The organism is Delftia tsuruhatensis (assembly GCF_903815225.1).
In the GTDB taxonomy this organism is placed as follows: Bacteria; Pseudomonadota; Gammaproteobacteria; order Burkholderiales; family Burkholderiaceae_C; genus Comamonas; species Comamonas tsuruhatensis_A.
Map to the genome: position 1 here is coordinate 4,455,318 of NZ_LR813084.1, position 26,137 is coordinate 4,481,454.

Genomic DNA, 26,137 nt, shown 5'->3' on the forward strand with positions numbered 1-26,137 from the left:
TGCCGGTATTTCCTGCCTCAATCGGGCGGTCTTTCAGCGCGCCGTGGTATCGCTGGCAATCGGTATATAGAACTCTCCCCCCGCACGATTGAATTCCTGGGCCTTGGCCTGCATTCCGGCGGCAATGCCGTCCTGTTCGGAAATACCCTTGGCGGCGGCGAATTCGCGCACTTCCTGGGTGATCTTCATGGAGCAGAACTTGGGGCCGCACATGGAGCAGAAGTGGGCGACCTTGGCGCTGTCCTTGGGCAGGGTCTCGTCGTGGAAGGCGCGCGCAGTGTCGGGGTCCAGGCCCAGGTTGAACTGGTCTTCCCAGCGGAAGTCGAAGCGCGCCTGGCTGAGCGCGTCGTCGCGGGCGCGGGCGCCGGGGTGGCCCTTGGCGACGTCGGCGGCGTGGGCGGCGATCTTGTAGGCGATGATGCCCTGCTTGACGTCGTCGCGGTCGGGCAGGCCCAGGTGTTCCTTGGGCGTGACGTAGCACAGCATGGCCGTGCCGAACCAGCCGATCATGGCCGCGCCGATGGCGCTGGCGATGTGGTCGTAGCCGGGGGCGATGTCGATGGTCAGCGGGCCCAAGGTGTAGAACGGCGCCTCGTGGCAGTGCTTGAGCTGCTCGGTCATGTTGGCCTGGATCATGTGCATGGGCACGTGGCCAGGGCCTTCGATCATGGTCTGCACGTCGTGCTTCCAGGCCAGCTGGGTCAACTCGCCCAGGGTCTGCAGTTCGGCGAACTGGGCCTCGTCATTGGCGTCCGATGCGCAGCCGGGGCGCAGGCCGTCGCCCAGCGAGAAGCTGACGTCGTACTGCTTCATGATGTCGCAGATGTCCTCGAAATGCTCGTACAGGAAGCTTTCGCGGTGGTGGGCCATGCACCACTTGGCCATGATGGAGCCACCGCGCGAGACGATGCCCGTGCGGCGCTGGGCCGTGAGGTGGATGTAGGCCAGGCGCACCCCGGCGTGGATGGTGAAGTAGTCCACGCCCTGCTCGGCCTGCTCGATCAGCGTGTCGCGGAAGATCTCCCAGGTCAGGTCCTCGGCGATGCCGCCGACCTTCTCCAGCGCCTGGTAGATGGGCACGGTGCCGATGGGCACGGGCGAGTTGCGGATGATCCAGTCGCGCGTGGTGTGGATGTTCTTGCCCGTGGACAGGTCCATGACGTTGTCCGCGCCCCAGCGGATGGCCCAGACCAGCTTTTCCACCTCTTCCTCGATGCTGGAGGTCACGGCCGAGTTGCCGATGTTGGCGTTGATCTTGACCTTGAAGTTGCGCCCGATGGCCATGGGCTCGATCTCGGGGTGGTTGATGTTGGCCGGGATGATGGCGCGGCCGCGCGCCACTTCGTCGCGCACGAACTCGGGCGTGATGATCCTGGGGATGGCCGCGCCCAGGCTGTTGCCGGCCAGGCGCAGCTCGCGCGCGGCGTCCTTCTGGTACTCGGCCATCCATTCGCGGCGGCCGTTCTCGCGCAGGGCCACGTATTCCATCTCGGGCGTGATGATGCCCTTCCTGGCGTAGTGCATCTGGGTGACGTTGCCGCCGCTTTTCGCGCGGCGGGGCTGGCGTTGCAGCGATGCGGCCTCGGCGCGCAGGCGGGCCACGCGCTCGTCCTCCTCGCCGCGCTTGCCGCCATCGTCCAGGGCCTGGCGCAGGCGGCCGGCGTAGTACTCGCTGTCGCCGCGCGCCTCGATCCAGGCGTTGCGCACGCCCGGCAGGCCGCTGCGCACGTCGATGGCCACGCTCGGGTCGGTGTAGGGACCCGAGGTGTCGTAGACGCTGACCTGCTCGCCATTGGTCAGCTGGATGTCGCGCACGGGCACGCGCAGGTCGCTGTGCAGCGCGCCCTGCAGATAGCTCTTGGTGGATGACGGGAAGGGCTGGCGCGATTGTGCCAGCAGTTCGGCGAAGCGCTGCGCGTCGGGAGCCGCGCCTGCGGCGGGGGTGAAGATCGGATCGGGAGCGTTCATGTCGGTTCCTTGCAGTCAAAGCGTTGCTTGTCAACGCTCCGGGAACCGGACACTCCTTGGGCTTTGCCACGGCCGCGCACCGATGCCGGTGTGGGCCTGCCAGGGCCTGTCGGCCTTGGCCCCTGATGGCCGCGCACGCCAAGGTGCGCGAGCATCCTTGGGTGGCAAGGGCCGATGCGCAGGGACGATGGGCCTTGCGGCCCGTGTCCGCGAGCCGGGGGCTGCGGACGTCTTCCTCTGGTTTCGGCCCTGCTTCAGGGTCCCGCTCTTCTTCCGCCGGTATGAACCGGATCAAGTTCGTCGGGTTCGCCGCCTGGCCCATGCAGCGCATGGACCGGTTGGCATCTCAGTGCATCAGCACACCCCGGAGCAGCGGCCAGTATAGGCGATGGCAGGCCGTCGCCCGGCTACGGGTTTGCCCGATGCCAGCGCCAGCCTTCAGGCGAAGCCGCGCAGCTCGCCCCACTCGGCCAGCGGTGCGCGCGTGGCGCGCCAGCCGTTGATGGGCGCGCTCCTGTCCTCGTAGCCCAGCGCGATGCCGAAGGCCACGTGGTAGCCCTCGGGCAGGGGCAGCGCCCGGGTCACGGCCTCGTTGTAGCGGCGCCAGAAGCCCTGGGCGCAGGTGGCCAGGCCATGGGCACAGGCCAGCAGCATGAAGGACTGCAGGTAGATGCCCAGGTCCGTCCACTGCGGCAGGCCCATGCGCTCGTCCACGGCCACGATCAGGCCCACGGGCGCGCCGAAGAAGCGGCCGTTGCGTGCCAGTTGCTCCAGGCGCGCGGGCTTGTCCTCGCGCGGGATGCCCAGCGACTGGTACAGCTCCTCGCCGTTGGCGAAGCGCCGGCTGCGGTAGGGCTCCCACAGGTTGGGCGGGTAGGACAGGCCCGGCCGGGCGTCGTCGGGCTGGGCGGCTGCGACGGCATCCAGCAACTGCTGCAGCGGCTCGCCCGTCAGCGCCAGCACGCGCCAGGGCTGGAGGTTGCCGCCCGAGGCCGCCTGGGCCGCCTGTTCCATCAGACTGCGCACCAGGGCCGCATCGGGCACCCGGGGCAGGAAGGCGCGCACGGAGCGGCGCGCATGCAAGGCCTGTTCAACGTTCATGCTGGCTTCTGTCTCCTGAAAGAATCGTCTTCGCTGCGGGCTCACTTGCCCAGGATCTGGTCGATCCTGTCCTTCTGGAAGGCCTGCGGACGCTCGGACTCGCAGGGCACGCAGTCGCCCACCTTGCTGCCGGCCGAGAGCTTGGCGATCGCCTCCCACAGCAGCGCGATCTGCTGCTCGTGGGCCGACGCGCCTTCGCTGAGGCTGCGCATGGCCTGGGCCACGGGGTCCACCTCCTGGGTGATGCCATAGGCCGTGAACGGCTGGGGCGCGGCGGCAGCCGGCACCTTGATGGCATCGGCCCCGGCAACGGCCTGCTCCTGCTCGGTCACATCCGCGCTGTGGCCGTTCTTGCTGGGAATGATGCGCGCGGGAATGCCCACGGCCGTGGCGCCCGCAGGCACGGGCTTGATGACCACGGCATTGCTGCCGATCTTGGCGCCGTCGCCCACCTCGAAGCCGCCCAGCACCTTGGCGCCCGCGCTGACCACCACGTCGCGGCCCAGCGTGGGATGGCGCTTGGCACCCTTGTACAGCGAGGTGCCGCCCAGGGTCACGCCGTGGTAGATGGTGCAGCCGTCGCCCACCACGGCCGTCTCGCCGATGACGACGCCCATGCCATGGTCGATGAAGACGCGCTCGCCGATGACGGCGCCGGGGTGGATCTCGATGCCCGTCAGCCAGCGGCCGATGTGCGAGATGAAGCGCCCCAGCCACTTGAGGCCATGGTTCCAGCACCAGTGCGCCGGGCGCTGCAGCCAGATCGCATGCAGCCCCGGATAACAGGTGATGACCTCCCAGGTGCTGCGTGCCGCGGGGTCGCGGTCGAGGATGCACTGGATATCGGAGCGCAGGCGGTCAAGCATCTAGGGGCTGGTTATTGTTGACAAGACCGCTCAGTCTAGCGGTTCGGTGGGGTGCTCTGCAGCATGGCCTTCGCGACACCGCGCAGGATGTGGATTTCCTCGGTGGTCAGTTGCGAGCGATTGAAAAGCTGGTTCAGGCGCGGCATGAGCTTCTTGGGCGCTGCCGGATCGAGGAAGCCGATGTGCGCCAGCGCCTGCTCCCAATGGCCCAGCATGCCGGCCACCTGGGCCGCGTCGGCGCGCTGCGGCGCGGGCGTGTGCTCCACCACGGGAAAGCCGCCCAGCGCCTGGCGCCACTCATAGGCCACGACCTGGATGGCCGCCCCCAGGTTCAGCGAGCCGAACTGCGGATTGGACGGAATCGACAGCGCCACATCGCTGCGATAGACATCCTCGTTGCTCATGCCGAAGCGCTCGCAGCCGAACAGGAAGGCCACGCCCGACTGGTTGCAGCGCGGAGCCGGTGCATCCGAAGGCAGCGCGGCTTCATCGGGCGCAGCCGGCACATCCAGCGCTCCGCTGAGCAGCAACTCGAAATGCTGGCGCGGCGTGCGCGTGGGCGGGCCGAAGTCGCGCGGCGTCATGGCCGTGGCGCACAGGTGGCTGATGCCGTCCAGCGCTTCTTCCAGCGTCTCGACCACGCGGGCATTGCCCAGCACGTCCAGGGCGCCGCTGGCGCGCTGTATGGTCTCTTCCTTGCGCAGCACGTTGGGCCAGCGCGGGCGCACCAGCACCAGGTCGTCGAAGCCCATGGTCTTCAGGGCGCGGGCGGCGGCGCCGACGTTGCCGGCGTGGCTGGTCTCTATCAGTACGAATCGGGTTTTCATGGCATGGCGGGCTTGGCAGCCGGCGCGCGCCGGGCAGAGTCCCCAGGGTGGAACGGGTCGCGCAGCACAAATCGGGCAAGCCGGTTAAAATTGCGCGCTATTGTCGCCGCCCCGCATCGCCGGACGCGGCTTTTTCCGTTCTTATCCGCGTCAAACAGCCTGCTATTCGCCACTGCGGCACAACCGCATGCGCAGCCGCTGCCCCGCCCACGCTTCACAATCTATGTCGACCAACCTGCATCCCATGCTCAACGTGGCCATCAAGGCCGCACGCGCCGCCGGCGCCATCATCAACCGCGCGGCCCTGGACGTGGAATCCGTGCGCGTCGCACAGAAGCAGGTCAACGACTTCGTGACCGAGGTGGACAAGGCGGCCGAGCAGGCCATCATCGAGACGCTGCTGGGCGCCTACCCCGGCCACGGCATCCTGGCCGAGGAATCGGGCAAGGAATTCGGCGCCAAGAACTCCGACTACGTCTGGATCATCGATCCGCTGGACGGCACCACCAACTTCATCCACGGCTTCCCCGTGTACTGCGTGAGCATCGCGCTGGCCTTCAAGGGCAAGGTCGAGCATGCCGTGGTCTATGACCCCTCGCGCAACGACCTGTTCACGGCCACGCGCGGCCGTGGCGCCTACCTGAACGACCGCCGCATCCGCGTGTCCAAGCGCATCCAGCTCAAGGACAGCCTGATCTCCACGGGCTTCCCCTTCCGCCGTGGCGACAACTTCAAGCAGTACATGAACATGCTGGGCGACGTGATGCAGGAAACCGCCGGCGTTCGCCGCCCCGGCGCCGCCGCGCTGGACCTGGCCTACGTGGCAGCCGGCTTTGCCGATGGCTTCTTTGAAAGCGGGCTGCAGATCTGGGACGTGGCCGCCGGCAGCCTGCTGGTGACCGAGGCCGGTGGCCTGGTCGGCAATTTCACGGGTGAGGCCGACTTCCTGGAGCAGAAGGAATGCCTGGCGGGCAATCCGCGCATCTATGGGGCGCTGGTGGGCATCGTTGGCAAGTACAGCAAGTTCGCCACGGCGGGCGAGAAGGCCGGCGTGCGCCAGGCGCTGGCCGAGGACGGTCGGGCGGCCGAGCAGCCCGCCCCCGATGCCGACGCCGATGCCGAGGAATCGGCCCAGCCCGGGCAGCAGCCCGGCGCCTGATACAGATCACATTCAGCGCGGCCCCAGGCCCAGCCTGGGCACCAGCGCCGCGTAGAACGCGGCATCCCTGTCGATGACCGCCTGGAACGCAGCGGCATCCATGTAGGCCCAGCCCAGATGGGCCTTGCCGAGCGCATCGCGGAACACCGCGTCATCGGCGGCCTTGCGCGCCACCTCTCCGAGCCGGGCGACGACCTCGGCCGGTGTGGACCGGGGCACGGCCAGCCCGCGCCACACGCCGATGGACAGATCGATGCCGCTTTCGCGCAGCGTCGGCACCTTCCCGAACATGCCGCCGACCCGCTGATCGGCCATCACCGCCAGCGTGCGCAGCTTTCCCGCCGCCACATGCTGCGCGACCTCGCCAGGGCTGACGGCGATCGCATCCACATGCCCTCCCAGCAAAGCCACCACGGCAGGTGCGGCGCCCAGGAACGGGACATGGTTGACAGGCACATCGGCTTTTTCGGCAAAGGCCGCCGCAGCCATGTGCCAGATCGACCCCATGCCCGCATTGCCGATGGTGACGGGATGGCTTTGCTGGCGGGCGTGCGCCAGGAACTCGTGGATCGACTGCCAGGGCGCATCGGCCCGCACGGTCACGGCGGAAGGATCGGCATTCAGGCCCGCGACCGGGCGCAGGTCGGCGGCCGTGTACCGGGTGATACCCAGGTGGGGGATGATCGTGATCTCGCAGATGATGATGCCGATCTTGTAGCCATCGGGCCTGGCCTGGATCAGCTCCGACATGCCGATCGCGCCACTGGCCCCGGGCCGGTTGATGACCAGCATGGGCTGCTGGGGCAGGTATTTCTTGGCGGCCTCGGCAAAGGCCCGGCCGACCAGGTCGGTGCCGCCACCCGCCGCCACGGGAACGATCAGCTCGATCGCCTTGGAAGGGTAGTCGCCGGCGGCCTGCGCGCCCCGGGGCCAGCCCGTGGCGGCCAGCACACAGGCCGATGCGGATGCGGATACGAGGGCCGCGCGTCGTGTCATTGTCATGGTCTGCCTCCTCCGTGCCCGGCCCAGTGCCGGGTTCAGTGCCTGGTCAATAGGTCGCCCTGCCGCCCGACAGGTCGAACACCGCCGCAGTCGTGAACGAGTTTTCCTCGGACACCAGCCAGGCCACCATGGAGGCGACCTCCTGCACCTCCAGAAACCGCCCGCGCGGAATCTTCGACAGCATGTATTCGATGTGCGATGCGGACATCTGCTCGAAGATCCGCGTGCGCGCGGCGGCGGGCGTGATGGCGTTCACGGCGATGTTCTGGTGGGCTGTCTCCTTGCCCAGGCTTTTCGTCAAGGCAATGACGCCGGCCTTCGCGGCGCTGTACGCGGCGGCGTTCGGGTTGCCCTCCTTGCCCGCGATCGACGCGATGTTGACGATGCGCCCGTAGTTGCGCGCCGCCATGCCTGCGACCACGGCGCGATTGACATGGAAGGCCCCGGTCAGGTTGACCTCGATCACCCGGCGCCACTCGGCGGGGCAGTAATCAGCCACCGTCGCATTGGCACCGGCGATGCCGGCGCCATGCACAAGAATATCGATGGGCCCGCACCCCGCCTGCGTGGCGGCCACCGCCTGCTCGACCTGCGGCAGGTCCGTGACGTCCACCCGCACGGTATGCACGGCCTGCACGGCCAGGCCCTGCAGGGACCGGGTGGCCGCGGCAAGCGCATCGCCATCCTGGTCCCACAGACACACCCGCGCGCCTTCGGCCAGCAGGCGCCTGGCCACGGCCAGGCCGATGCCCTGCGCGCCGCCTGTCACGACAGCGGTTCGCCCTTCAAGCGGATGGCTGGCCATGCGAAGCCTCCCCATGCGCGACGACACGCTGCTGCTGCACGCCCAGCCCGTCAATGCCCAGGCGCATGGTCTGTCCGGGCCGCAGAAACACCGGCTCGGGCTTGCACCCCATGCCCACGCCGGGCGGCGTGCCGGTGGAAATCACATCCCCGGGCCGCAGGGTCATGAAGCGGCTCAGATAGGCGATCAACTGCGGTATCCGAAAAATCATGGTGGCCGTGCTGCCATCCTGGTAGCGGCGCCCGTCCACCTCCAGCCACAGGCCCAGCGCATGCGGGTCGGGCACCTCATCGGCCGTGACCAGCCAGGGGCCGGTGGGGCCGAAGGTGTCGCAGCCCTTGCCCTTGTCCCAGGTGCCGCCGCGTTCAAGCTGGTAGCTGCGCTCCGACACGTCGTTGACCACGCAATAGCCGGCCACGTGGGACATGGCCTGCTCCTCGCCCACATAGCGCGCGGCCGTGCCGATGACCACGCCGAGCTCGACCTCCCAGTCCGTCTTCATGGAGCCGCGCGGCAGCACGACATCGTCGTTCGGCCCGACGACGGCCGACGTCCACTTGCCGAAGACCACCGGCTCCGCCGGCACGGGCATGCCGGATTCGGCCGCGTGGTCCGCGTAGTTCAGCCCGATGCAAACGAACTTTCCGATGCCGGCCACGCAGGCACCCAGGCGCGGCCTGCCTTCGACCAGCGGCAGCTTCGAGGCATCGAGCGCCCTGAGCCTGTCCAGGCTTGCGGGGTCCAGCACCGTGCCGTCGATATCGGGCACATGGGCGGACAGGTCCCTCAGGCGTCCGTCCGTGTCCATGAGACCGGGCTTTTCGCGGCCCGCCAGTCCGTAGCGCAGCAACTTCATTCAGCTCTCCTGGTTGGAATGAGAACAGCCCACGCCAGGAAACGCCTTCTGTGCCGCATCCCTCCCGCATGGGTATGCCTGAAATTGTGGGCAGCGCCCCCGCTACTGCATAGTGAGACCTGTTGATCACGCCATAACCAACGGGAATCGCCATGCTCCCCAGTCTTGCCTCCATCGCTTCCCGCCTGAAGTTTCGGCAGCTCAGCCTGCTGGTGGCCCTGGAGGAATGCGGCTCCCTGCACAAGGCCTCGCAACGCCTGGCGATGACGCAGCCGGGCCTGACCAAGGCCTTGCAGGAGGTCGAATCGACCTTCGGCACCGCGCTGTTCGTGCGCACGCCCCACGGCGTGCAGCCCAACGAAATGGGCCGCTGCATCACCCGCTACGCAAGGCTGATGCACGCGGACCTGGGCAACCTGCGCGAGGAAATGGACGGCGTGCTGCGCGGCAGCGGCGGGCGCCTGGCCATCGGCTGCATCACCGGCGCGCTGCACTCGGTGCTGATGGGGGCATTGGCCCAGCTGCGGCAATTGCAGCCCGCCATCCTGGTCCATGTGCGCGAGAGCATCAGCATCGAATTGCTGAACCAGGTCAACCAGGGCACCCTGGATCTGGCGCTGTGCCGCACCAGCGTCTCAAGCCACCCCGAGCACTTCGACTACGAGCCGCTGCTGGACGAAGACGTGGCCATTGCCGTGGGCATGCACCACCCCCTCGCACAGGCCCCGCAGGTCACGCTGGAGCAACTGGTCGAATCGCATTGGGTGCTCTACCCCGGCAGCATGCCCTTGCGACATCTGCTGGAGCGCGAGTTGGCGCAGGCGGGCCTGAGCCTGGCGTGCCACCCCATCGAGACCGCATCCTCCCTGGCCACGATGCTGCTGCTCAAGCAAGACCCGCAAGCCGTCGCCCTGATGGCAACGGGCACCATGGCGTTCTGCGAAGAACACCAGATCGCGCGGCGCCTGCCGCTGACCCTGCAGGCGCGGCACGAAGGCTTTGGCATCGCCACCCGCCGGGGGGCGCGGCTTTCGCCCGCCGCCACCCTGCTGGCCGAGTGCCTGCGCACCGCCGCGCAGGCCGCCAAAGCGTGTTGAGACGCCTGTTGCGCGCTTACTTCGCCCTGGCGTTGATCACCGCTTCGGCCACGTTGCGGGGCGCTTCGGCGTAGTGCTTGAACTCCATGGAGTAGGTGGCACGGCCTTGCGTTTGCGAGCGCAGGGAGGTGGCGTAGCCGAACATTTCGGACAGGGGCACTTCGGCCTTGATGGACTTGCCGCCGCCGGCCATGTCGTCCATGCCCTGCACCATGCCGCGCCGCGAGGACAGGTCGCCCATGACGGTGCCGGCGTAGTCTTCGGGCGTCTCGACCTCGACGGCCATCATGGGTTCGAGGATGACGGGGCTGGCCTTCTTCGCGGCCTCCTTGAAGCCGAAGATGGCGGCCATCTTGAACGCCATTTCGTTGGAGTCCACGTCGTGGTAGGAGCCAAAGGTCAGCGTGACCTTGACGTCCACCACGGGGTAGCCGGCCAGCACGCCGCTGGTCAGTGCCTCGACCACGCCCTTTTCCACCGCAGGGATGTACTCGCGAGGAACCACGCCGCCCTTGATAGCGTCGACAAACTCGAAGCCCTTGCCGGGTTCCTGGGGTTCCACCGTGAAGACCACGTGGCCGTACTGGCCCTTGCCGCCTGACTGGCGCACGAACTTGCCGTCCACGTCGGTCACTTTCTTGCGGATGGTCTCGCGGTAGGCCACCTGGGGCTTGCCCACGTTGGCTTCCACGTTGAACTCGCGCTTCATGCGGTCCACGATGATTTCCAGGTGCAGCTCGCCCATGCCGGCAATGATGGTCTGGCCCGATTCCTCGTCGGTGCGCACGCGGAACGACGGGTCTTCGGCCGCCAGGCGCGACAGGGCGATGCCCATCTTTTCCTGGTCGGCCTTGGACTTGGGCTCCACGGCCTGGGCGATCACGGGCTCGGGGAAGACCATCTTCTCCAGCACGATGGGTGCGGACGGGTCGCACAGGGTCTCGCCCGTGGTCACGTCCTTCAGGCCCACGCAGGCGGCAATGTCGCCGGCATGGATTTCATCGACCTCCAGGCGTTCATTGGCATGCATCTGCACGATGCGGCCGATGCGCTCCTTCTTGTCCTTGACGGAGTTGAGCACGCTGTCGCCCTTGTTGAGCACGCCCGAGTAGACGCGCACAAAGGTGAGCTGGCCCACGAAGGGGTCGGTCATCAGCTTGAAGGCCAGGGCAGAGAACTTTTCGCTGTCATCGGCATGGCGCACGATGATGGAGCCGTCTTCCGCATGGCCCTCAACGGGCGGCACTTCCAGCGGGGAAGGCATGAGCTCGACCACGGCGTCCAGCAGGCGCTGCACACCCTTGTTCTTGAAGGCCGAGCCGCACAGCATGGGCTGGATCTCGCCCGCAATGGTGCGCAGGCGCAGGCCGCGCAGGATGTCGGCCTCGGGCAGGTCGCCCTCTTCCAGGTAGCGGTTCATCAGGTCTTCGCTGGCCTCGGCAGCCGCCTCCACCATGGACTCGCGCCACTTTTTGGCGTCCGCCAGCATGGCGGCGGGAATGTCCTGGTACTCGAACTTCATGCCCTGCGTGGCCTCGTCCCAGATGATGGCCTTCATCTTGAGCAGGTCCACCACGCCGGTGAACTGCTGCTCCGCGCCAATGGGCAGCACGATGGGCACGGGGTTGGCCTTGAGGCGGTCCACCATCATCTGCCGCACGCGCAGAAAATCCGCGCCCGTGCGGTCCATCTTGTTGACGAAGGCCAGGCGCGGCACCTTGTACTTGTTGGCCTGGCGCCAGACCGTTTCGGACTGCGGCTGCACGCCGCCCACGGCGTCATAGACCATCACGGCGCCGTCGAGCACGCGCATGGAACGCTCCACTTCAATCGTGAAGTCCACGTGGCCAGGGGTATCGATGATGTTGATGCGGTGCTGGTCAAAGCGGCCGTCCATGCCCTTCCAAAAGCAGGTGGTGGCCGCCGAGGTGATGGTGATGCCGCGCTCCTGCTCCTGCTCCATCCAGTCCATGATGGCCGCGCCTTCATGCACCTCGCCCAGCTTGTGGCTCACCCCGGTGTAGAACAGGATGCGCTCGGTCGTGGTGGTCTTGCCGGCATCAATGTGCGCGGAGATACCAATGTTGCGATAGCGTTCTATGGGGGTATGGCGGGCCATGAAAGGACTCCTGAGTGCTGCAAAAGCGTAGGTGCGTGATCTGCCGAAGGGTCGGATTCTCGCGGGGGTTGAATGAGGGTTGATGACAATTGGAATGTACGAAGACAATCGTACTATCTTCCGCAACTTCTTGCAGAACGATTCATGTTTTCACCACGCCATGCCCCTGTCTGCCAGATAACTGCCCGCGCCACGCCGCATCAGCGACGTGCGGCATTGCTTCCATGGCACAGTGGCGCCCCATCGAGAGGATTACGACTTGCGCAAGAAGGAACGCCCCCAGCGTTTTGCCACAGGGCGCAGCGCTTAGCTGCCACCTGTTTGCACAAGTCCTGAGGACGATTCATGCTTGCCAACCACCCCGACCGCGAACAGATACGCCTGGAAAACCTGCTCAACGCCCTGGGCAACCCCCTGCGCCTGGCCGTGGTGCGCGCGCTGGCCGCAGGCCATGAGCGCGCCTGCGGCTCGCTCTTGCAGGGCCAATCCAAATCCACCATGACCCACCACTGGCGCGTGCTGCGTGACAGCGGCGTGATCTGGCAGCGCCCGGACGGTCGCGAGAACCTGCTCTCCCTGCGCCGCGAAGACCTGGACGCACGCTTTCCCGGCCTGCTGGACGCGCTGCTGCAGGCCCTGGCCGAAGACCCTCTCACCGAACAGACCACGGCAGCGCACCTCAAACCCTGCCCCTGAAGCCCGGCCCCCGCAACGCAGGCGGCAGCCCTGCGCCCTACCCCTTCACGGCAAGCGCCGCAGCAACGCCCTCATCCGCAAACCGCTTGGCCGCCTTGAGCAGATAGCTCACGGCATAGAGGATGGGGTCGTCAGCCTCATCGCCATTCAGATGGTCCACCACCTCAATGGCATAGCCCAGGTTCACCGCCGTGTCGTACAGCAGGCCCAGCAGTTCCTTGTCCTGCGGCTCAAGCGACTGCGCCTGATCGGCCTTGGCGTAGTAGATGCGCAGCAGGTCGCGGCACACGCAGTTGATGGCTGTGATGTTGTGACGGGCGTGCAGGTCAAGGACGTCCAGGGCAGCGCCAAGGTGCAGGACGGCGTCTATGGCTAGGTCTTCGAGGTTGGGTTGGGGAGTGGTGGCGGAGGTTCGTTGCTCAAATGAACCTGGGTGTGCGTGAGTCATGGCTCACAATTCTTGGTTCGCAAGGTGCGCTGGGCCACGTTTTCTTTAACTCATGGCCGGGGGTGCAAACGATCAGCGCAGGCTTCAAAAGCCAGCCGTCATCAACCAACCTCGCCGATATCGAGCGCTCGTACACGGACCAGGTGGAGCGTGGCGAGCACATGCCGACCTCGACTATCGTGTTCAAGGATTGCGCGGGGGCTGGGGTGTAGTACGGCTGAGGTGATGGGGAGGGCTAGGAAGAGTTAGGGGCGGAGGCCCAGCCTGCGGAAACAGAAATTCAGTGATTTGCCCGAAGCTCGAAGTCACTTCCAAGGTGAAAACACATCACGACCGCCCTCACATAACCTTGGGCACTACCCCAAATCAGCGATTAGACCTCCCGCGTAACCAATCTACTTCTCGGAACGTTGGATATTGGGGGGATTACCCTGCACCAGCAGATCAAATACTATTCGCGCAAAGTTGGCTGCCTTGCTCGGATCGGCCAGCAACTGCATCATCTGGTTCTGATGGGCTTCACTGCTGTCCATGATGGCATCGTCTATCGCCTTGGAGAAGTCGCCCAGCATGGCCTGTTCGGGCGAGTTGTTCTCGATCTGCTTCATCACCTTGATGTTCTCGCCCACCTTGTCGCGGATCGTATAGGCGTAGTTCACCATGTCCTTGTCGGTGAGCTGGTCGGTCACAAACACCTCGTTCAGGCGGTGGATGATCTGCGATAGAAACTCTTCCTTCTTGTCCTGCGGCTTGGCCGTGCCCAGGCCTTCGCCGGGCACCAGCTTGTACTCTGCGCTGTTTTCTTTCAGCACCAGATCCTGCTGGCGAATCTTGGCTACGCGGTAGTGGCTCAGCACCACGTTGCCCAGGTCAATGTCGTCTTCGCTCAGCAAGGTTTCGCGCAGCATGGGTCGCAGGCTGCGCGCGTACAGGCTCAGCTTTTCCAAGTCGGTGTCGTCGTAATCCACGATCTGCGACATGAACTCGTAAAAGCGCACAAACGTGCCCAAATCCTTCTTGAAAATTTCGAGCGCGTCTTTTTCCTTTTGGCATTCCTTCAGGCTTTTCTCGGCGTTCGCAATCAGCACGGCATCGCCCGTCTTTTGGGTGCGTTCAAACATGTCCTTGGCGCTCTTGAACGCCTCCACCGCTGATTTGTAGCGCAGCTGCCAGCGTTGCACCGCCGGCTTGCAAATGTTGGCAATGGCCGCGTTGCTCCTGTTCTTCACATAAAACGCCGCGCAGAACTGCTCCACCTCCTGCCACGTAAAAATGCCCCCTGCCCGCAGCTTGTCCTGCAGCGCAAAGATCAGGTTCGGGTCCGACACATCCAGCAGCTCCGCCGTTTGGTAGTAGGGCTGAAACGCCGCAAGGATTTCATCCGGCTCGTTGAAGAAGTCGAGCACATAGGTGCCTGTCTCGGCCTTGTTCGGGTAGGTGCGGTTCAGGCGCGACAGCGTCTGCACGCACTCCACCCCGACCAGCTTTTTGTCCACATACATGGCACACAGCTTGGGCTGATCAAAGCCGGTCTGGAACTTGTTGGCGACGATCATCACCTGGTAGTCGTCCGAATCGAAAGCCTTGCGCATGTCGCGGCCCTTGAGGTTCGGGTTCATATTCGTCTCGGTGAACTTCTCGCCGATCTGGCCCGCCGCAGCCGGGTCTTTGTCGGTGAACTCCACCTCACCCGAAAACGCCACCATGGCGTGAATCTTCTGGTAGCCCTTCTCCGTTATGTACTTATCGAAACACTGCTTGTAGCGCACCGCCTCCTTGCGCGAGCTGGTCACCACCATGGCCTTGGCCTGCCCGCCCAGCAAGCCCATCACGTTGTCTTTGAAGTGCTCCACGATCACCATCACCTTTTGGGCAATGTTGTGGTCATGAAGGCGTACCCATTGGTTCAGCTTCACCTTGGCGCGCTTGCTTTCCACCTCGGCATCAGCATCCTGCACCTTCAGAGCCAGCTTGTAAGCCACCTTGTAGTTGGTGTAGTTCTTCAACACGTCGAGGATGAAGCCCTCCTCAATCGCCTGCCGCATGCTGTACACGTGGAACGCCGCTGGCTTGTTGGTGGCGGAAGGCACCTCGTCCGGGCGCGGCACGCGGCCAAACAGCTCCAGCGTCTTGGCCTTGGGCGTGGCGGTAAAAGCAAAGTAGCTCAGGTTGCCCGATGCGGGGCGCGACGCCACCGTGGCGGCAATGATGTCGTTGCTATCCAGTTCGGCAGCCTCATCTCCCGCTTCACTGGCTTCCTTCATCAGCACCTCTTTGAGCTGCCGCGCCGTGGAGCCGCTTTGCGACGAATGCGCCTCGTCGGCAATGATGGCGTAGCAGCGCTGTTTCAGGCTCACGCTGTTTTCAATCGCCTTCAATACAAACGGAAAGGTCTGGATGGTGACGATGATGATGGGCTGGGCAGACTCCAAAGCCGCGGCTAGCTTCTCAGACTTGGAGCCATCGCCCTCTTTGTTGTTGATGCGCCCCACCACGCCATCGGTGTGCTCAAACTGGTAGATCGTGTCTTGCAACTGCGCATCGAGCACCGTGCGGTCCGTCACCACAATCACCGAGTCAAACTGCTTTTTGCCCTCGGCCTTGTACAGCGACGAGAGCTGGTGCGCCACCCAGGCAATCGAGTTCGACTTGCCCGAGCCCGCGCTGTGCTGAATCAAATACTTCTGCCCCGGCCCCTCGCTGTGCGCCGCCGCCAGCAGCTTGCCCACCACGTCCCACTGGTGGTAGCGGGGGAAGATCAGGCTTTCCTTCTTGTACTTGCGGCCTTCCCAGTCTTCCTTGTCCTCAATTTGCAAGTGCACAAAGCGGGCCAGGATGTTGAGCAGGTTGTGCGGCAGCAGCACCTCGTTCCACAGGTAATCGGTGGCATAACGGTGGATGTCGTCTGGCACATCGTTGCCCGCGCCGCCGTCTGCCGTGCCTTTGTTAAAGGGCAAAAAGTACGTTTCCTCGCCCTCCAACCGCGTGGCCATGTGCACCTCGTACTGGCTCACCGCAAAGTGCACCAGCGCACCGCGCTTAAATGTCAGCAGCGGCTCCGGCTTCTTGGCCACCGGGTCCACCGGCAGGCGTGTGGTTTTGTACTGCCGCACTGCCCGGTCCACCGCCTGCTTGAACTCGCTTTTCAGTTCCAGCGTGGCCACCGGCACGCCGTTGACAAACAGCACCAGGTCAATGCGCCACGCCTTGGCCTTGGCGCCTGTCTCCGCTAAACAGGCATCGGTACACCACGGGCTGTACACCAGCTCCGGCACCACGCGCAGGCGGTTTTTGGCGTAGCGGGCCAGCGTGTCCGGGTTCAGGTCGTGCTCGGGCTTGAACTGGCACAGCGACAGGCGCGCATTGCGGTCGCGCAGCTCGTGGCGCAGCACCCCCAGCGTGCCAAAGGTGCGGCTGTCTTTGTGCGTGGCATTCGGGTCGCCTTTGCCCAGTTGCGCAGCGATCAGTTGCAAGAACTTCTGCTCCGCATCCTTAGGGTGGTTGGCGCAAAACCTTTGCCACTGCGTGTCTTGCGTCTCTTGCACAAAGCCCAGCGCATCCTCGGGGTACAAGGCCAGTTCGCGGTTGTACTTTTCCGGCGAGCCTAGCAACCAGCCATTTGCCAGCAACTGGCGAATGATGTCGTCTTGAAAGATGCGTTCAGTGGCTTGGTCGCTCATGGTCAAGGAAGGTTTGGCTTTGCGGGTGAAGACAGTCAGGCAGCGGCTTGCCAGTCGCGCACGTCGATCTTGCCGGTAACGGCGGCGGAAATGAGGGCAGTGCGGCGCTCTTGAAGCAATTCAATGCCATTTCTTGCTTTTTCCAGCAAGGAATCAACAATATCAGTCTTATTTATGAGCCAAACGGCAATTTCCGCTTGCTCATTCTCTGGAGGGATAGGCAGCAAAATTTCTGCCAATTTTTCCCTGTTGATTTTTGGCATTGCGACACGATCAGATTCGAGTGTGACAAAGCTTGTAAACCAGTTTGAGAGCAAGCTCCAATATAGAAATTTATTAGAAAGCCCATTTATTCCACTGATCGGATACATATCAGCGCTGCAAATAGTTTCATTGCTTGGCGATAGACACACTTTTGCCAAATTTGGGCGAATCTTTGAATAAATAACCTCTCCCTCGCTACACAAATACTTTCCACTATCAGCACCTTGATCTTCTGCAATTTCGAGGCCAATAATTTTCCCCGTTCCACTTTCGATGTGATTTGGCGCGATTAATGTGAACCCGCTGTATGGAAGCCTGGTCGGATCGACTTGACCACTTTTGACAATAGTGCAATGACTGAATTTTTTAACAACCCAATGCGCGGGTACTTCGCCTAGCCACTCCACGCCAGAATCTTTCATCGGGGCATTGGGGTTGAGACCTTTGGTGACGGCGTGGCTGATAACGGCTTGGCGCTTTTCCTTAAGCAACTCAACCAGCCGCTGCTGCCTCTCGATCAAGGCATCAATCTTCGCCGTTTCGTGGTCGAGGAAAGCGGCGATTTTCTTTTGGTCGTCATCTGGAACGCAAGGCAAATGCACTTGTGAAAAATTCTCGAATCTAAGTGCCTGGCCGTCACGAACTAAGTTTGATGTACTTTGTAAAGCCTGGATGTATGGGGAACATTTAAATAGGTACTTAAAAAACTCAGGGCGTACGTGCTTGATTGGAATTAATCCAACGTAAGCGGAACTGACACAGCCTGGATAGCTGCACAGCTCTAGCCCACCCTGAAAGCTACGCATACTTATTACAAAATCGTTTTTCTCAACATGCTTGAGGATGTCAGTACCAGTAAAAACTTGAACAACGCTTTGTCCTTCAAGCTCCATAAAAAGCTTTTGGTAGATAACGCCGTATTTCTGAGATGCAGTTAGTTGTTCATCGCCTTGTCGCGCTCTTTCTTTGCGCTGAGCAAAAAGGCGACGGCTCTGTACAAGATCCCAATGTGTAGGAATATGACCTAACCATTGAAGCCCGGAATCCTTGTACTCCGGATAAGCCTTGTACCGATTCACGAATGCACCTCGTGCAGCAGGGCCATGATCTCGGCGCTCACGGCATCCAGATCGGCATCAATGGCTTCCAGCGGGCGTGGCGGCTGGTACTGGTAGAAGTGGCGGTTGAACGGAATTTCGTAGCCGACGATGCCAATCTCGCCATCCTTGGCGTCGCGCTTGCTGGCGTCCATCCACGCATCGGGCACATGGGGCTGCACTTCGGCGATGAAGTAGGCCTCCACGCTGGCGCTCACCGTGCGGCTGGGGTCCAGGGCCACGTTTTCAAAGTCGCGCAGCTCTCCATCAGCCTGGTATTCAATGACTTCCTGGTTCACGGCAAACAGGCCATACAGTGGGTTGGCCTTACCTTTGTGCACCTTCTTGACCACTTTTTCAGCGGCGGGGTTCTTCCAGCTCACGGCATCGGCGATTTGCTTTTTCTCTTTGGCGTCGAGCGTGATGCCGGCCCGCTTGCTCGCGGCCTTGATGGCTTCGTCATAGGCATTGAAGTCGTCGTGCTGGGCGCTGCCGATTTCACTTTGCAGGGCGCGGGCTTTGAGCAGCACGGCCTTTTGCGCCAGCCAGGTTTTGGTGTCGAGCAGGTCTTTGATCTGCTTTTCCTTGAGGTCGGCAAAGTGGCGCTTGAGGTGGGCGCGTATTTCTTCGGTGTAGTCGTCCAGCTGGCCGTAGAGGTCGCAATCGACAGCGTCTTGCCAGTAGAGCTGGCCGTACTCGGCGTAGACCCACTGCATGGCTGCATTCAGCGCGCCAGACTCAAAGCGCAGGCTGGCAATGCGTTCATCGCTGAACTGCCACGACAGGCGCAGGGGCCGCTCGATGGTGATGCGGCGGTAGCCAAACTCGTGCGTGGAAAAAATTTTGCTGGCAAAGGTTTTGACGCCTTCAGGCTTGGGGTTGGCGGCTTGGCGGCCCCGGTTGCTTTTGGCTTCCGCCGGTTTGTTGAGCGCCTGCGCTTTGACCACCTCAAATTGGCCAAAGCAACGGGTGATGGTGGCAATGTCGGCCTCATCCATCACATTGCGCTTGCTACCCAGCGATTTTCGCATCTTGCCGCAGAGGTTGGTGCCATTGATAAGCTGCACCTTGCCTTTGCGCTCAGCACGCTTTTTGTTCGACAGCACCCACACATAGGTGGCAATGCCGGTGTTGTAGAACATGTCGGTGGGCAGGGCGACGATGGCTTCGAGCAGGTCGCTTTCCAGAATATGGCGGCGGATTTCCGATTCGCCCGAGCCTGCGCCACCAGTGAAGAGCGGCGAGCCATTGAGGATGATGCCGATGCGTGAGCCGCCGTCCTTCACATCGCGCAGCTTGCTGATGAGATGCAGCAAAAACAGCAGCGAGCCATCCGACACACGCGGCAGGCCGGGGCCAAAGCGGCCGTCAAAGCCTTTGAGGGTGTGTTCGTCGGTAATGTCGCCTTCGATCTTTTTCCAGTCCACGCCAAAGGGTGGGTTGGAGAGCATGTAGTCAAACTTGCTGGCGTAGAGGTGGTCGTTGGACAGCGTGTTGCCGAGCTTGATGTTGTCGACCTCTTGCCCCTTGATGAGCATGTCGGCCTTGCAGATGGCATAGCTCTCTGGGTTGAGCTCCTGGCCAAAGGCGCGCATCACGGCCTGGGGGTTCAGCTCGTGCACATATTCCATGCCTGCCGAGAGAAAGCCGCCCGTGCCCGCTGTGGGGTCGTAAATGGTGCGGATGATGCCGGGCTTGGTGAGGGCTTCATCGTCTTCCATGAATACCAGCGAGGTGGTGAGGCGCACGATGTCACGCGGGGTGAAGTGCTCGCCTGCCGTCTCGTTGGAGCTTTCGGCAAACTTGCGGATCAGCTCTTCAAACACCAGACCCATGTCGTGGTTGGAAACGACCTTGGGGTGCAGGTCCATGGTGCGGACTTTTTGCACGACCTTGTAGAGCAGGTTGGCATCGTTGAGCAAACCAATGAATTCAGCGAACTTGAAGTGGTCAAAAATCTCGCGGGCGTCTTTGGAGAAGCACTGGATGTAGCGTTCCAGATTGGCTTTGATGCCCGACTCGCCCAGGGTGCTGAGGTCCATGGGCGAGGTATTGAAGAAAGACAGGCCACCGGTGGCACGCCGGAGCAGCTTTTCTCTGGCCTCTTCGGCAATGGCCATTTTCTCGACCTTGGCGGCTTCGGCCAGCACAGCTGGCTTGCTGCCCTCCAGCACACACTCCAGGCGGCGCAGCAGCGCAAAGGGCAGGATGACGCGGCCATATTGGCTCTGCTTGAAATCGCCGCGCAGCAGGTCGGCCAGCGCCCACAGGTCGGCGGCGAGGTTGTTGGTTTCTTGGGTCATGTGTTACGAACGAGGGCTTGGGGTTTCAACCCTACGAGGGCGAGTATTGCACGGGCTTCGGGGTGGATTTCCGCCCAGCCCTCCCCAAGGCTTTTCGCAGGCAGGCACAACCCACGACCCCACCGACCGAGCTATGACAGGCAGCCATCACCTGGCTCGTCACCCATGCCGTAACCCCCACCGTCCACTGGCTGGACATCGCCCAGGCGGCCGACGTTCCGCGCGAGATTGCCGAGTCGGTGTTGATTGCCGGGCTGCAGTTCTTGCTGATCGCAGGCGTGATGCGACCGCTGGAGAGCCTGTTTCCGGCCGAGCGCTGGAGCGACCGACGGCTGACCACGGTGAACCGCAGCTACACGCTGTTGCCGGGGAGCTATGCAGGCGCAAGGGCGGCGAGGCAGGGAAACGCAGGGTCAGCTGCATGGGCGCGGCTCGCGTTGAGCAGGTAGTCGCCTCGGCGGCACCAACGGCTACATATTTGCTATTTATGCAATATTTGCTGAACAGCAAATATTTGAAGGATTCATAACTTAGCTGTTTTACATAGATTTGCTGTACAGCTAATATCGCATCCATGCCAAAGGTATCCGATGCCCGCGTTCAACTGTTTCTCAACGCCCTTGACGAAGTTGCGGGGCTGAGCGTTGTCGACTGCAAGGAGGAAGAACCGTTTGAAGCGGAGGGGCAACGGCTAAGACTCGATTTCCTGGTGCATGCGCACCTTGGCAGTGAAAAGAAGGCCACGGCACTGGGCATAGAAGCCCTGGACAGCGCTTACCCGCGCGATGCCCAAGTGCTGACGCAGAGGTTTGCTGCGCGTGCCAAGTACCTGGCGGGAACCGACGAAGTGCCCATTGTGGTCGCCAACCACTTGAGCAGTGCCACCCAAAAGCTGCTGCGCGAGGGGCACGTCAACTTCTACGAGGTGTCCTCGGGGACGCTTTACTACCGGCATGGTCAGAGGCACATCGACATCCAGCGCGAAAGCCGGGAGCCTGCCGAGCAGCGGAAAATCCGAAGCGTGTTCAGTGGTGCGCGGGAGCAGGTGGTGCATGCGCTGCTTGAGCACTGGCGACGCGAGGGAGACGAGGCGTGGGTGTCTGGCGCTGAACTCGCGGACATGGCGGCTACCTCACCATTTACGGTTTCGACAACCCTGCAGGAGCTCGAACGGCAAGCCTGGGTCGATGCCACGGGTGCCGGGCCGAATCTGAGGCGCAGACTCAGCCGCCCGGAGTTGCTGCTCGATGCCTGGGCCCAGGTCTGGAAACAAAGGTTGCCCAAGGAAACGAGCACGCGTTGGTACGCCTATGTTCGAACTCCGGAAGGAATCGTGGACGACATGCTGGAGCGGCTGGGTGGGCTGGACGGTTGGCTGATGACGGGCGCCGGTGCGGCCAATGCAGTCGTTCCACATCTGACCGCCGTGGATCGCGTGACCCTCATCGTGCCACCGGGCGGCGTCAGCAAGCAGTGGGCTGCCGACTTGAAGCTGGAGCCCGCAGAGAAGGGCTCGAACGTAACCTTCATCGAAAGGACTGGCGCATCGCTGATGTTCGGCGACACGCATCCGGAACGACCGGGCTCTCGCTTTGCAAGCCCGTTCGTGGTCTATCTGGACCTGTTGAACGGCGTCGGCAGGAACAAGGAACTCGCGGCAGAGTTTCGGCGCCGGGCGCTGAAATTGGGGGAGATGGCCAGTGGCTGAAAAGTACGACAAGGCGGCGCTCTACAGCAACGAAGTCACCATCGCGTGTGAAATCGCGCTCGGCCTGCTCTTCGAGGCCTTCGGGGGTTTCAAGGACAGTCTGCGCTTGATTGGCGGTCTGGTGCCGCGCTATCTGGCGCCGGTTGAACCCGCTCACATAGGCACGACCGATGTGGACATCGTGCTCGATGTACAGGTGCTGCTGGCGGGCGAAGACTACAGTTCGCTGCGAGATCAATTGAAGAGGGCGGGCTTCCAGCGGCTGGTAAAGGACGGCAAGGCGAGCAGTTGGCAATGGCAACTGGTGGTCCATGGTGTGCCGGTCGTTGTCGAGTTCCTGGTGAACTCCGACAACCCGAACGAAAAGGGGCTCGTACCGCTGGATGGCGAGGAAATCTCTGCGTGCAGGATTCCTCATGCGGGGATGGTCAAGGACTGGTTTGTGGCCCACACCCTGCGCTTCGAAAGACCTGATGGAGCGGGCATCTCGACGGAGACCATCCGCCATGCCGACGCCGCCGCCTTCGTGGCATTGAAGGCGCTGGCGATGAGGTATCGGCACGAGTCCAAGGACGTCGCCGACCTGGTGCACGTTCTGCGCAACTACGAGGGCGCGCCAGCATCGATTGCCGAGCAGTACGCCGCAAGGCTCACAGCCGGGGAGTATGCGGAGCCGCTTCAACTGGCGCTCGCGACACTGGAAGAGAAGTTCTGCACCGACCCACACACGGCTGGCTACCTCAAGGACGGGCCTGGGCGCTACGTCCAATTCCATGACATCACTGACGCAGAAACGCGCACGCTGGAGTTGCGCCAAGTTAGCGGACTGCTCACGGAATTCGTTCAGTTGGTACGTGCACGGGTTGGGCAATAACCTGCGCCACCAAAGCCTGCTCACAACACAATTCAACCTCCTTCTACACCCGCGCACCCCACACACTTTCTGCACAAACCCTGCCCATAATCCCGCCCGCAACCCCCAGCCCTCCCCAAGGCTTTTTGCAGGCAGGCACAACCCATGACCCCACCCACCGAGCTGTGGCAGGCAGCCATCACCTGGCTCGCCACCCACGCCGTAACCCCCACCGTCCACTGGCTGGACATCGCCCAGGCGGCCGGCGATCCGCGCGAGATTGCCGAGGCGGTGCTGATTGCCGCGCTGCAGCTGTTCCTGATCGCGGGCGTGATGCGGCCGCTGGAGAGTCTGTTTCCGGCCGAGCGCTGGAGCGACCGGCGGCTGACCACGGTGGACCGCAACTACACGCTGCTGATGCTGCTGGGGCTGTTTCCGCTGTTCAGTTTTCTGGTGCTGATGCCGTTTGCCAGCATGCTGGGCGGCGGGCCGGCGGCCGAGGAGGCCACGGGGCTCAAGCATTGGGTGCCGTGGTTTGCGGACCATCCGGTGGCGCTGTTCCTGGTGTACTACGTGGTCTACGACCTGGTGTATTACTGGATGCACCGCGCCCAGCATGTGATTCCCTGGTGGTGGGCCATGCACAGCATGCACCACAGCCAGCGCCAGATGAGCTGCTGGAGCAATGACCGCAGCCATTACCTGGACGGCATGCTGCAGTCCTTCATCCTGGCCACGGTGGGGCTGGCGATGGGGGTGGAGCCTTCCGAATTTGCGCTGCTGGGGCTGCTGAGCGAGCTGGTGCAGAACTTCTCGCACGCCAATGTGCGGCTGCGCCTGGGCTGGCTGGGCCGCGTGGGTGAGCGCGTGCTGGTGGGCCCGCTGTTCCACCGCCACCACCACATGCTGCGCGACCCCGAGCGGCCCACGCGCCACAACTGCAATTTTGGGCAGGTGCTGCCCTGGTGGGACATGCTGTTTGGCACGGCGCTGTACACCGATGAGCCCGTGCGCCCCACGGGCGTGAGCGACCCCGAGGTGGATGCCGACAACGAGCGCGGGCTGGTGGCCATGCAGTGGCATACGCTCAAGCGGTTCTGGGGCGCCTTCCGCCGGCGCGAGGGCTGGCGGCTGGGCGATGTGTCGTTCGGGCCGGGCTACCGGCCCATTCATGACGACGATGGGGCCCAGCCCCACCCTGCGGCCGGGGCGGCTGCGGTGACTGGGGCGGCCGGGGCTGCGCCTACGGCTCCAGGTTCGGCCGCATCAGCGCCTCGAACCACTCGATAAAAACCGCCAGCCGGCGCGAGCGCTGGCGGCGGTGCGGGTACAGCAGCGCCACGGGCATGGGCGCTGCGCGGTGGGCGGGCAGCACTTCCACCAGCTCGCCTGTGTCCAGCAGGTGCTGCACGTCATAGCGCGGGATCTGGATCAGCCCCAGGCCTGCGCGGCAGCAGGCGATATAGCTTTCTGCATTGTTGGTGACCACGCGGCTGGGCACGGCCAGGGTCTGCGGCCCATCCATCCCATCCACCCCACCCACATTGCTCGCCCCACTCCATTCCCACGGCAGTTCCCGCCCCGTGCGCGGCGAGGCATAGCCCACGCTCCAGTGGCCGTGCAGCAGGTCCTGCGGTTGATCGGGCAGGCCATGCTCGCGCAGGTAAGCGGGGCTGGCGCAGTTGATGAGGGCAATGCAGCCCAGCGGGCGCACGACCAGGCTGCTGTCATGCAAGGTGCCCACGCGCACGGCGCAGTCCACGCCTTCCTGCACCAGGTCGATGGCGCGGTCTGACGAGCCCAGCACCAGTTGCAGCCCCGGGTGGCGGCGCATCAGGGTCGGCAGAGCGGGCGCCAGCAGGCGGCGCGCGATGCGGCTGGGCACGTCCACATGCAGCCGGCCAGAAGCTTGGCGCGTGCGGGCCTGGAACATCTGCTCCACGTCCTCGGCCTCCGACAGCAGCGGGCGCACACGCTCCAGCAACTGGGCGCCATCGGCCGTGAGGCTGACCTGGCGCGTGGTGCGGTGCAGCAGCCTTGCGCCCACCTGCTCCTCCAGCTGCTGCACGGCGGCAGACACCGTGGCGCGGGGCAGGTCCAGCGCATGGGCGGCCTTGATGAAGCTGCCCATCTCGGCCACCTGCATGAAGATCCGGTATCGGTCGAGTCGGTCCATGGGACGCAGCATAGCCGGGGGGCAATGCGTTTACTTGGCCTACTTGGTGGTGTAGCCGCCGTTGATCAGGATGGTCTGCCCGGTGATCCACCAGCCGTCGCTGACCAGGTGGCGGATGAAGGGCACTACGTCTTCGATATGCGTCAGCCCCGAGGGCGAGAACGGCGACAGCGCCGCCGCGCTCTTGTGATAGGCCACGGCGTCCGCGCCTTCCTGGCCGTAGAAGAACGGCGTGTCCATAGGCCCCGGCCCCACGGCCGTGACCGAAATGCCCCGCGCCCCGAACTCCTTGGCCGCCGCCCGCGTGAAATGCTCCACCGGCGCCTTGGTGCCCGCGTAGGAGGAATAGAACGGCGTGAACGCGCCCAGCAGCGAGGTCACCAGGGTCACGACCTTGCCGTGGTCGTTGACATGGCGCCCCGCCTCCTTGAGGAAGAAAAACGCCGACTTGCCGTTGACGGCCGCCATCTCGTCGTACTCCGCCTCGGTGATCTCCATCAGCGGCTTCTTGAGCACCTTGCCCACGGTGTTGATGGCAATGTCCGGCCGGCCCACGGCGGCCACGGCATCGGCGAACAGCTGCTCCACCGCCCCGGCACGCGTCAGGTCGCCCTGCAGCGCCACGGCCTCGGCCCCGAGCGCACGCACCGCCGCCACCGTGGCATCCGCGTCCGCCCGGGAGGCCTCGCTGTTGTAGTGCACGGCCACGGCCCTGGCCCCGTGCCCCGCCAGATCGCGCGCAATCAGCCCGCCCAGATTCTTGGCGCCGCCTGCAATCAACGCCACCTTGCCGCGAATGGAATGGTCTGCCATGGAAACGCTCCTTGTTGCTTGGATGAAGCACCCAGCTTAGGCAGCCCGCCCCTCGCGATAAACCGGCCCAGCCGAGATGGATCATCCAGAAAACAAGAACAATCGCGCCCAAAAACTGCCTGCCACTGCCCCCGCCTCCGCTCCCCCTTCCCGTATGCCCGCGCCTGCGTCGTGGCGCTTGCGGGGTTGCAAGCCTGCCGAAGGACAGGCTTGCTTCGTGATCTGACTTGCCGCAGTTGTCTGAGCGGAGCGCGAAGCGCGCAGCGAGTTCTGCGGCAAACCCCGCAAGCGCCACGACG

Annotated in this window: 20 protein-coding genes, 1 pseudogene and 1 riboswitch; of the genes and pseudogenes, 7 read left to right on the forward strand and 14 right to left on the reverse strand. The window is 63.7% G+C overall.

The window, feature by feature from the left end:
- Window positions 1-33: 33 nt before the first annotated feature.
- The 4 genes from thiC to L1Z78_RS20300 form a co-directional block, all read right to left on the reverse strand.
- Window positions 34-1,968 (reverse strand): phosphomethylpyrimidine synthase ThiC, encoded by a 1,935-nt coding sequence (gene thiC / locus L1Z78_RS20285; RefSeq protein ID WP_234638148.1) that lies wholly within the window; start codon window positions 1,966-1,968, stop codon window positions 34-36.
- 251 nt (window positions 1,969-2,219) lie between these two features.
- Window positions 2,220-2,345: riboswitch (TPP riboswitch) on the reverse strand.
- Window positions 2,346-2,406: 61 nt separating this feature from the next.
- Window positions 2,407-3,069 (reverse strand): nitroreductase, encoded by a 663-nt coding sequence (locus L1Z78_RS20290; protein WP_234638149.1) that lies wholly within the window; start codon window positions 3,067-3,069, stop codon window positions 2,407-2,409.
- Between the two features lie 41 nt (window positions 3,070-3,110).
- Window positions 3,111-3,935: a serine O-acetyltransferase gene (gene cysE / locus L1Z78_RS20295; RefSeq protein WP_234638150.1), complete on the reverse strand. Its 825-nt coding sequence runs from the start codon at window positions 3,933-3,935 to the stop codon at window positions 3,111-3,113.
- 35 nt (window positions 3,936-3,970) lie between these two features.
- Window positions 3,971-4,762 (reverse strand): RNA methyltransferase, encoded by a 792-nt coding sequence (locus L1Z78_RS20300; protein ID WP_234638151.1) that lies wholly within the window; start codon window positions 4,760-4,762, stop codon window positions 3,971-3,973.
- 223 nt (window positions 4,763-4,985) lie between these two features.
- Here L1Z78_RS20300 and L1Z78_RS20305 point away from each other — a divergent pair, with 223 nt between their 5' ends.
- A complete protein-coding gene (locus tag L1Z78_RS20305; protein WP_234638152.1) occupies window positions 4,986-5,921 on the forward strand; it encodes an inositol monophosphatase family protein in 936 nt (311 codons plus the stop codon).
- A 12-nt stretch (window positions 5,922-5,933) separates the two neighbouring features.
- On the opposite strand, the gene L1Z78_RS20310 is transcribed toward L1Z78_RS20305, so the two are convergent.
- The 3 genes from L1Z78_RS20310 to L1Z78_RS20320 are packed head-to-tail and all read right to left on the reverse strand — an operon-like array spanning window position 5,934 to window position 8,584.
- Complete coding sequence (locus L1Z78_RS20310) at window positions 5,934-6,923, reverse strand: tripartite tricarboxylate transporter substrate binding protein (RefSeq protein WP_234638153.1); 990 nt, start codon at window positions 6,921-6,923, stop codon at window positions 5,934-5,936.
- A gap of 46 nt (window positions 6,924-6,969) precedes the next feature.
- Entirely contained in the window at window positions 6,970-7,728 is a 759-nt protein-coding gene (locus L1Z78_RS20315) for an SDR family NAD(P)-dependent oxidoreductase (RefSeq protein ID WP_234638154.1), read from the reverse strand.
- The gene (locus L1Z78_RS20320) at window positions 7,709-8,584 is read right to left on the reverse strand and encodes an ureidoglycolate lyase (RefSeq protein ID WP_234638155.1); all 876 of its coding nucleotides are present in this window, start codon (window positions 8,582-8,584) and stop codon (window positions 7,709-7,711) included. The genes L1Z78_RS20315 and L1Z78_RS20320 overlap by 20 nt, the downstream gene beginning before the upstream one ends.
- 152 nt (window positions 8,585-8,736) lie before the next feature.
- Here L1Z78_RS20320 and L1Z78_RS20325 point away from each other — a divergent pair, with 152 nt between their 5' ends.
- A complete protein-coding gene (locus tag L1Z78_RS20325; RefSeq protein ID WP_234638156.1) occupies window positions 8,737-9,681 on the forward strand; it encodes a LysR family transcriptional regulator in 945 nt (314 codons plus the stop codon).
- A gap of 16 nt (window positions 9,682-9,697) precedes the next feature.
- Here L1Z78_RS20325 and fusA read toward each other — a convergent pair whose 3' ends face one another.
- Window positions 9,698-11,800 (reverse strand): elongation factor G, encoded by a 2,103-nt coding sequence (gene fusA / locus L1Z78_RS20330; protein ID WP_234638157.1) that lies wholly within the window; start codon window positions 11,798-11,800, stop codon window positions 9,698-9,700.
- A 345-nt stretch (window positions 11,801-12,145) separates the two neighbouring features.
- Between fusA and L1Z78_RS20335 the strand changes: the two genes are divergently transcribed.
- Window positions 12,146-12,496 carry an ArsR/SmtB family transcription factor gene (locus tag L1Z78_RS20335; protein ID WP_047473815.1) on the forward strand — a complete coding sequence of 117 codons (351 nt, stop codon included), beginning with the start codon at window positions 12,146-12,148 and terminating at the stop codon, window positions 12,494-12,496.
- Between the two features lie 37 nt (window positions 12,497-12,533).
- Here the strand turns inward: L1Z78_RS20335 and L1Z78_RS20340 are convergent, their stop codons facing one another.
- The 4 genes from L1Z78_RS20340 to L1Z78_RS20355 form a co-directional block, all read right to left on the reverse strand.
- Window positions 12,534-12,944, reverse strand: coding sequence for a hypothetical protein (locus L1Z78_RS20340; RefSeq protein WP_234638158.1), 411 nt, complete (start codon window positions 12,942-12,944; stop codon window positions 12,534-12,536).
- Window positions 12,945-13,339: 395 nt separating this feature from the next.
- Entirely contained in the window at window positions 13,340-16,624 is a 3,285-nt protein-coding gene (locus L1Z78_RS20345; RefSeq protein ID WP_234638159.1) for a type I restriction endonuclease subunit R, read from the reverse strand.
- A 35-nt stretch (window positions 16,625-16,659) separates the two neighbouring features.
- On the reverse strand, window positions 16,660-17,967 hold the full coding sequence (locus L1Z78_RS20350; RefSeq protein ID WP_234638160.1) for a restriction endonuclease subunit S: 1,308 nt from the start codon (window positions 17,965-17,967) through the stop codon (window positions 16,660-16,662).
- Window positions 17,964-20,288 (reverse strand): type I restriction-modification system subunit M, encoded by a 2,325-nt coding sequence (locus L1Z78_RS20355; protein ID WP_234638161.1) that lies wholly within the window; start codon window positions 20,286-20,288, stop codon window positions 17,964-17,966. The genes L1Z78_RS20350 and L1Z78_RS20355 overlap by 4 nt, the downstream gene beginning before the upstream one ends.
- A gap of 146 nt (window positions 20,289-20,434) precedes the next feature.
- Between L1Z78_RS20355 and L1Z78_RS28105 the strand changes: the two are divergent.
- The 4 genes and pseudogenes from L1Z78_RS28105 to L1Z78_RS20370 form a co-directional block, all read left to right on the forward strand.
- Window positions 20,435-20,653 (forward strand): annotated as a pseudogene (locus L1Z78_RS28105) (fatty acid hydroxylase); the annotation flags it as partial.
- Between the two features lie 209 nt (window positions 20,654-20,862).
- Complete coding sequence (locus L1Z78_RS20360; RefSeq protein ID WP_234638162.1) at window positions 20,863-21,996, forward strand: type IV toxin-antitoxin system AbiEi family antitoxin; 1,134 nt, start codon at window positions 20,863-20,865, stop codon at window positions 21,994-21,996.
- Window positions 21,989-22,870, forward strand: a complete 882-nt coding sequence (locus L1Z78_RS20365; RefSeq protein WP_234638163.1) for a hypothetical protein — start codon at window positions 21,989-21,991, stop codon at window positions 22,868-22,870. Before L1Z78_RS20360 ends, L1Z78_RS20365 begins: the two co-directional genes overlap by 8 nt.
- Before the next feature lie 144 nt (window positions 22,871-23,014).
- Complete coding sequence (locus L1Z78_RS20370; protein ID WP_234638164.1) at window positions 23,015-24,139, forward strand: sterol desaturase family protein; 1,125 nt, start codon at window positions 23,015-23,017, stop codon at window positions 24,137-24,139.
- Here L1Z78_RS20370 and L1Z78_RS20375 read toward each other — a convergent pair.
- On the reverse strand, window positions 24,093-25,025 hold the full coding sequence (locus L1Z78_RS20375) for a LysR family transcriptional regulator (protein WP_234638165.1): 933 nt from the start codon (window positions 25,023-25,025) through the stop codon (window positions 24,093-24,095). The two genes, L1Z78_RS20370 and L1Z78_RS20375, sit on opposite strands and share 47 nt — an antisense overlap.
- Window positions 25,026-25,064: 39 nt before the next feature.
- Window positions 25,065-25,838 (reverse strand): SDR family oxidoreductase, encoded by a 774-nt coding sequence (locus L1Z78_RS20380; protein WP_234638166.1) that lies wholly within the window; start codon window positions 25,836-25,838, stop codon window positions 25,065-25,067.
- Window positions 25,839-26,137: the final 299 nt, after the last annotated feature.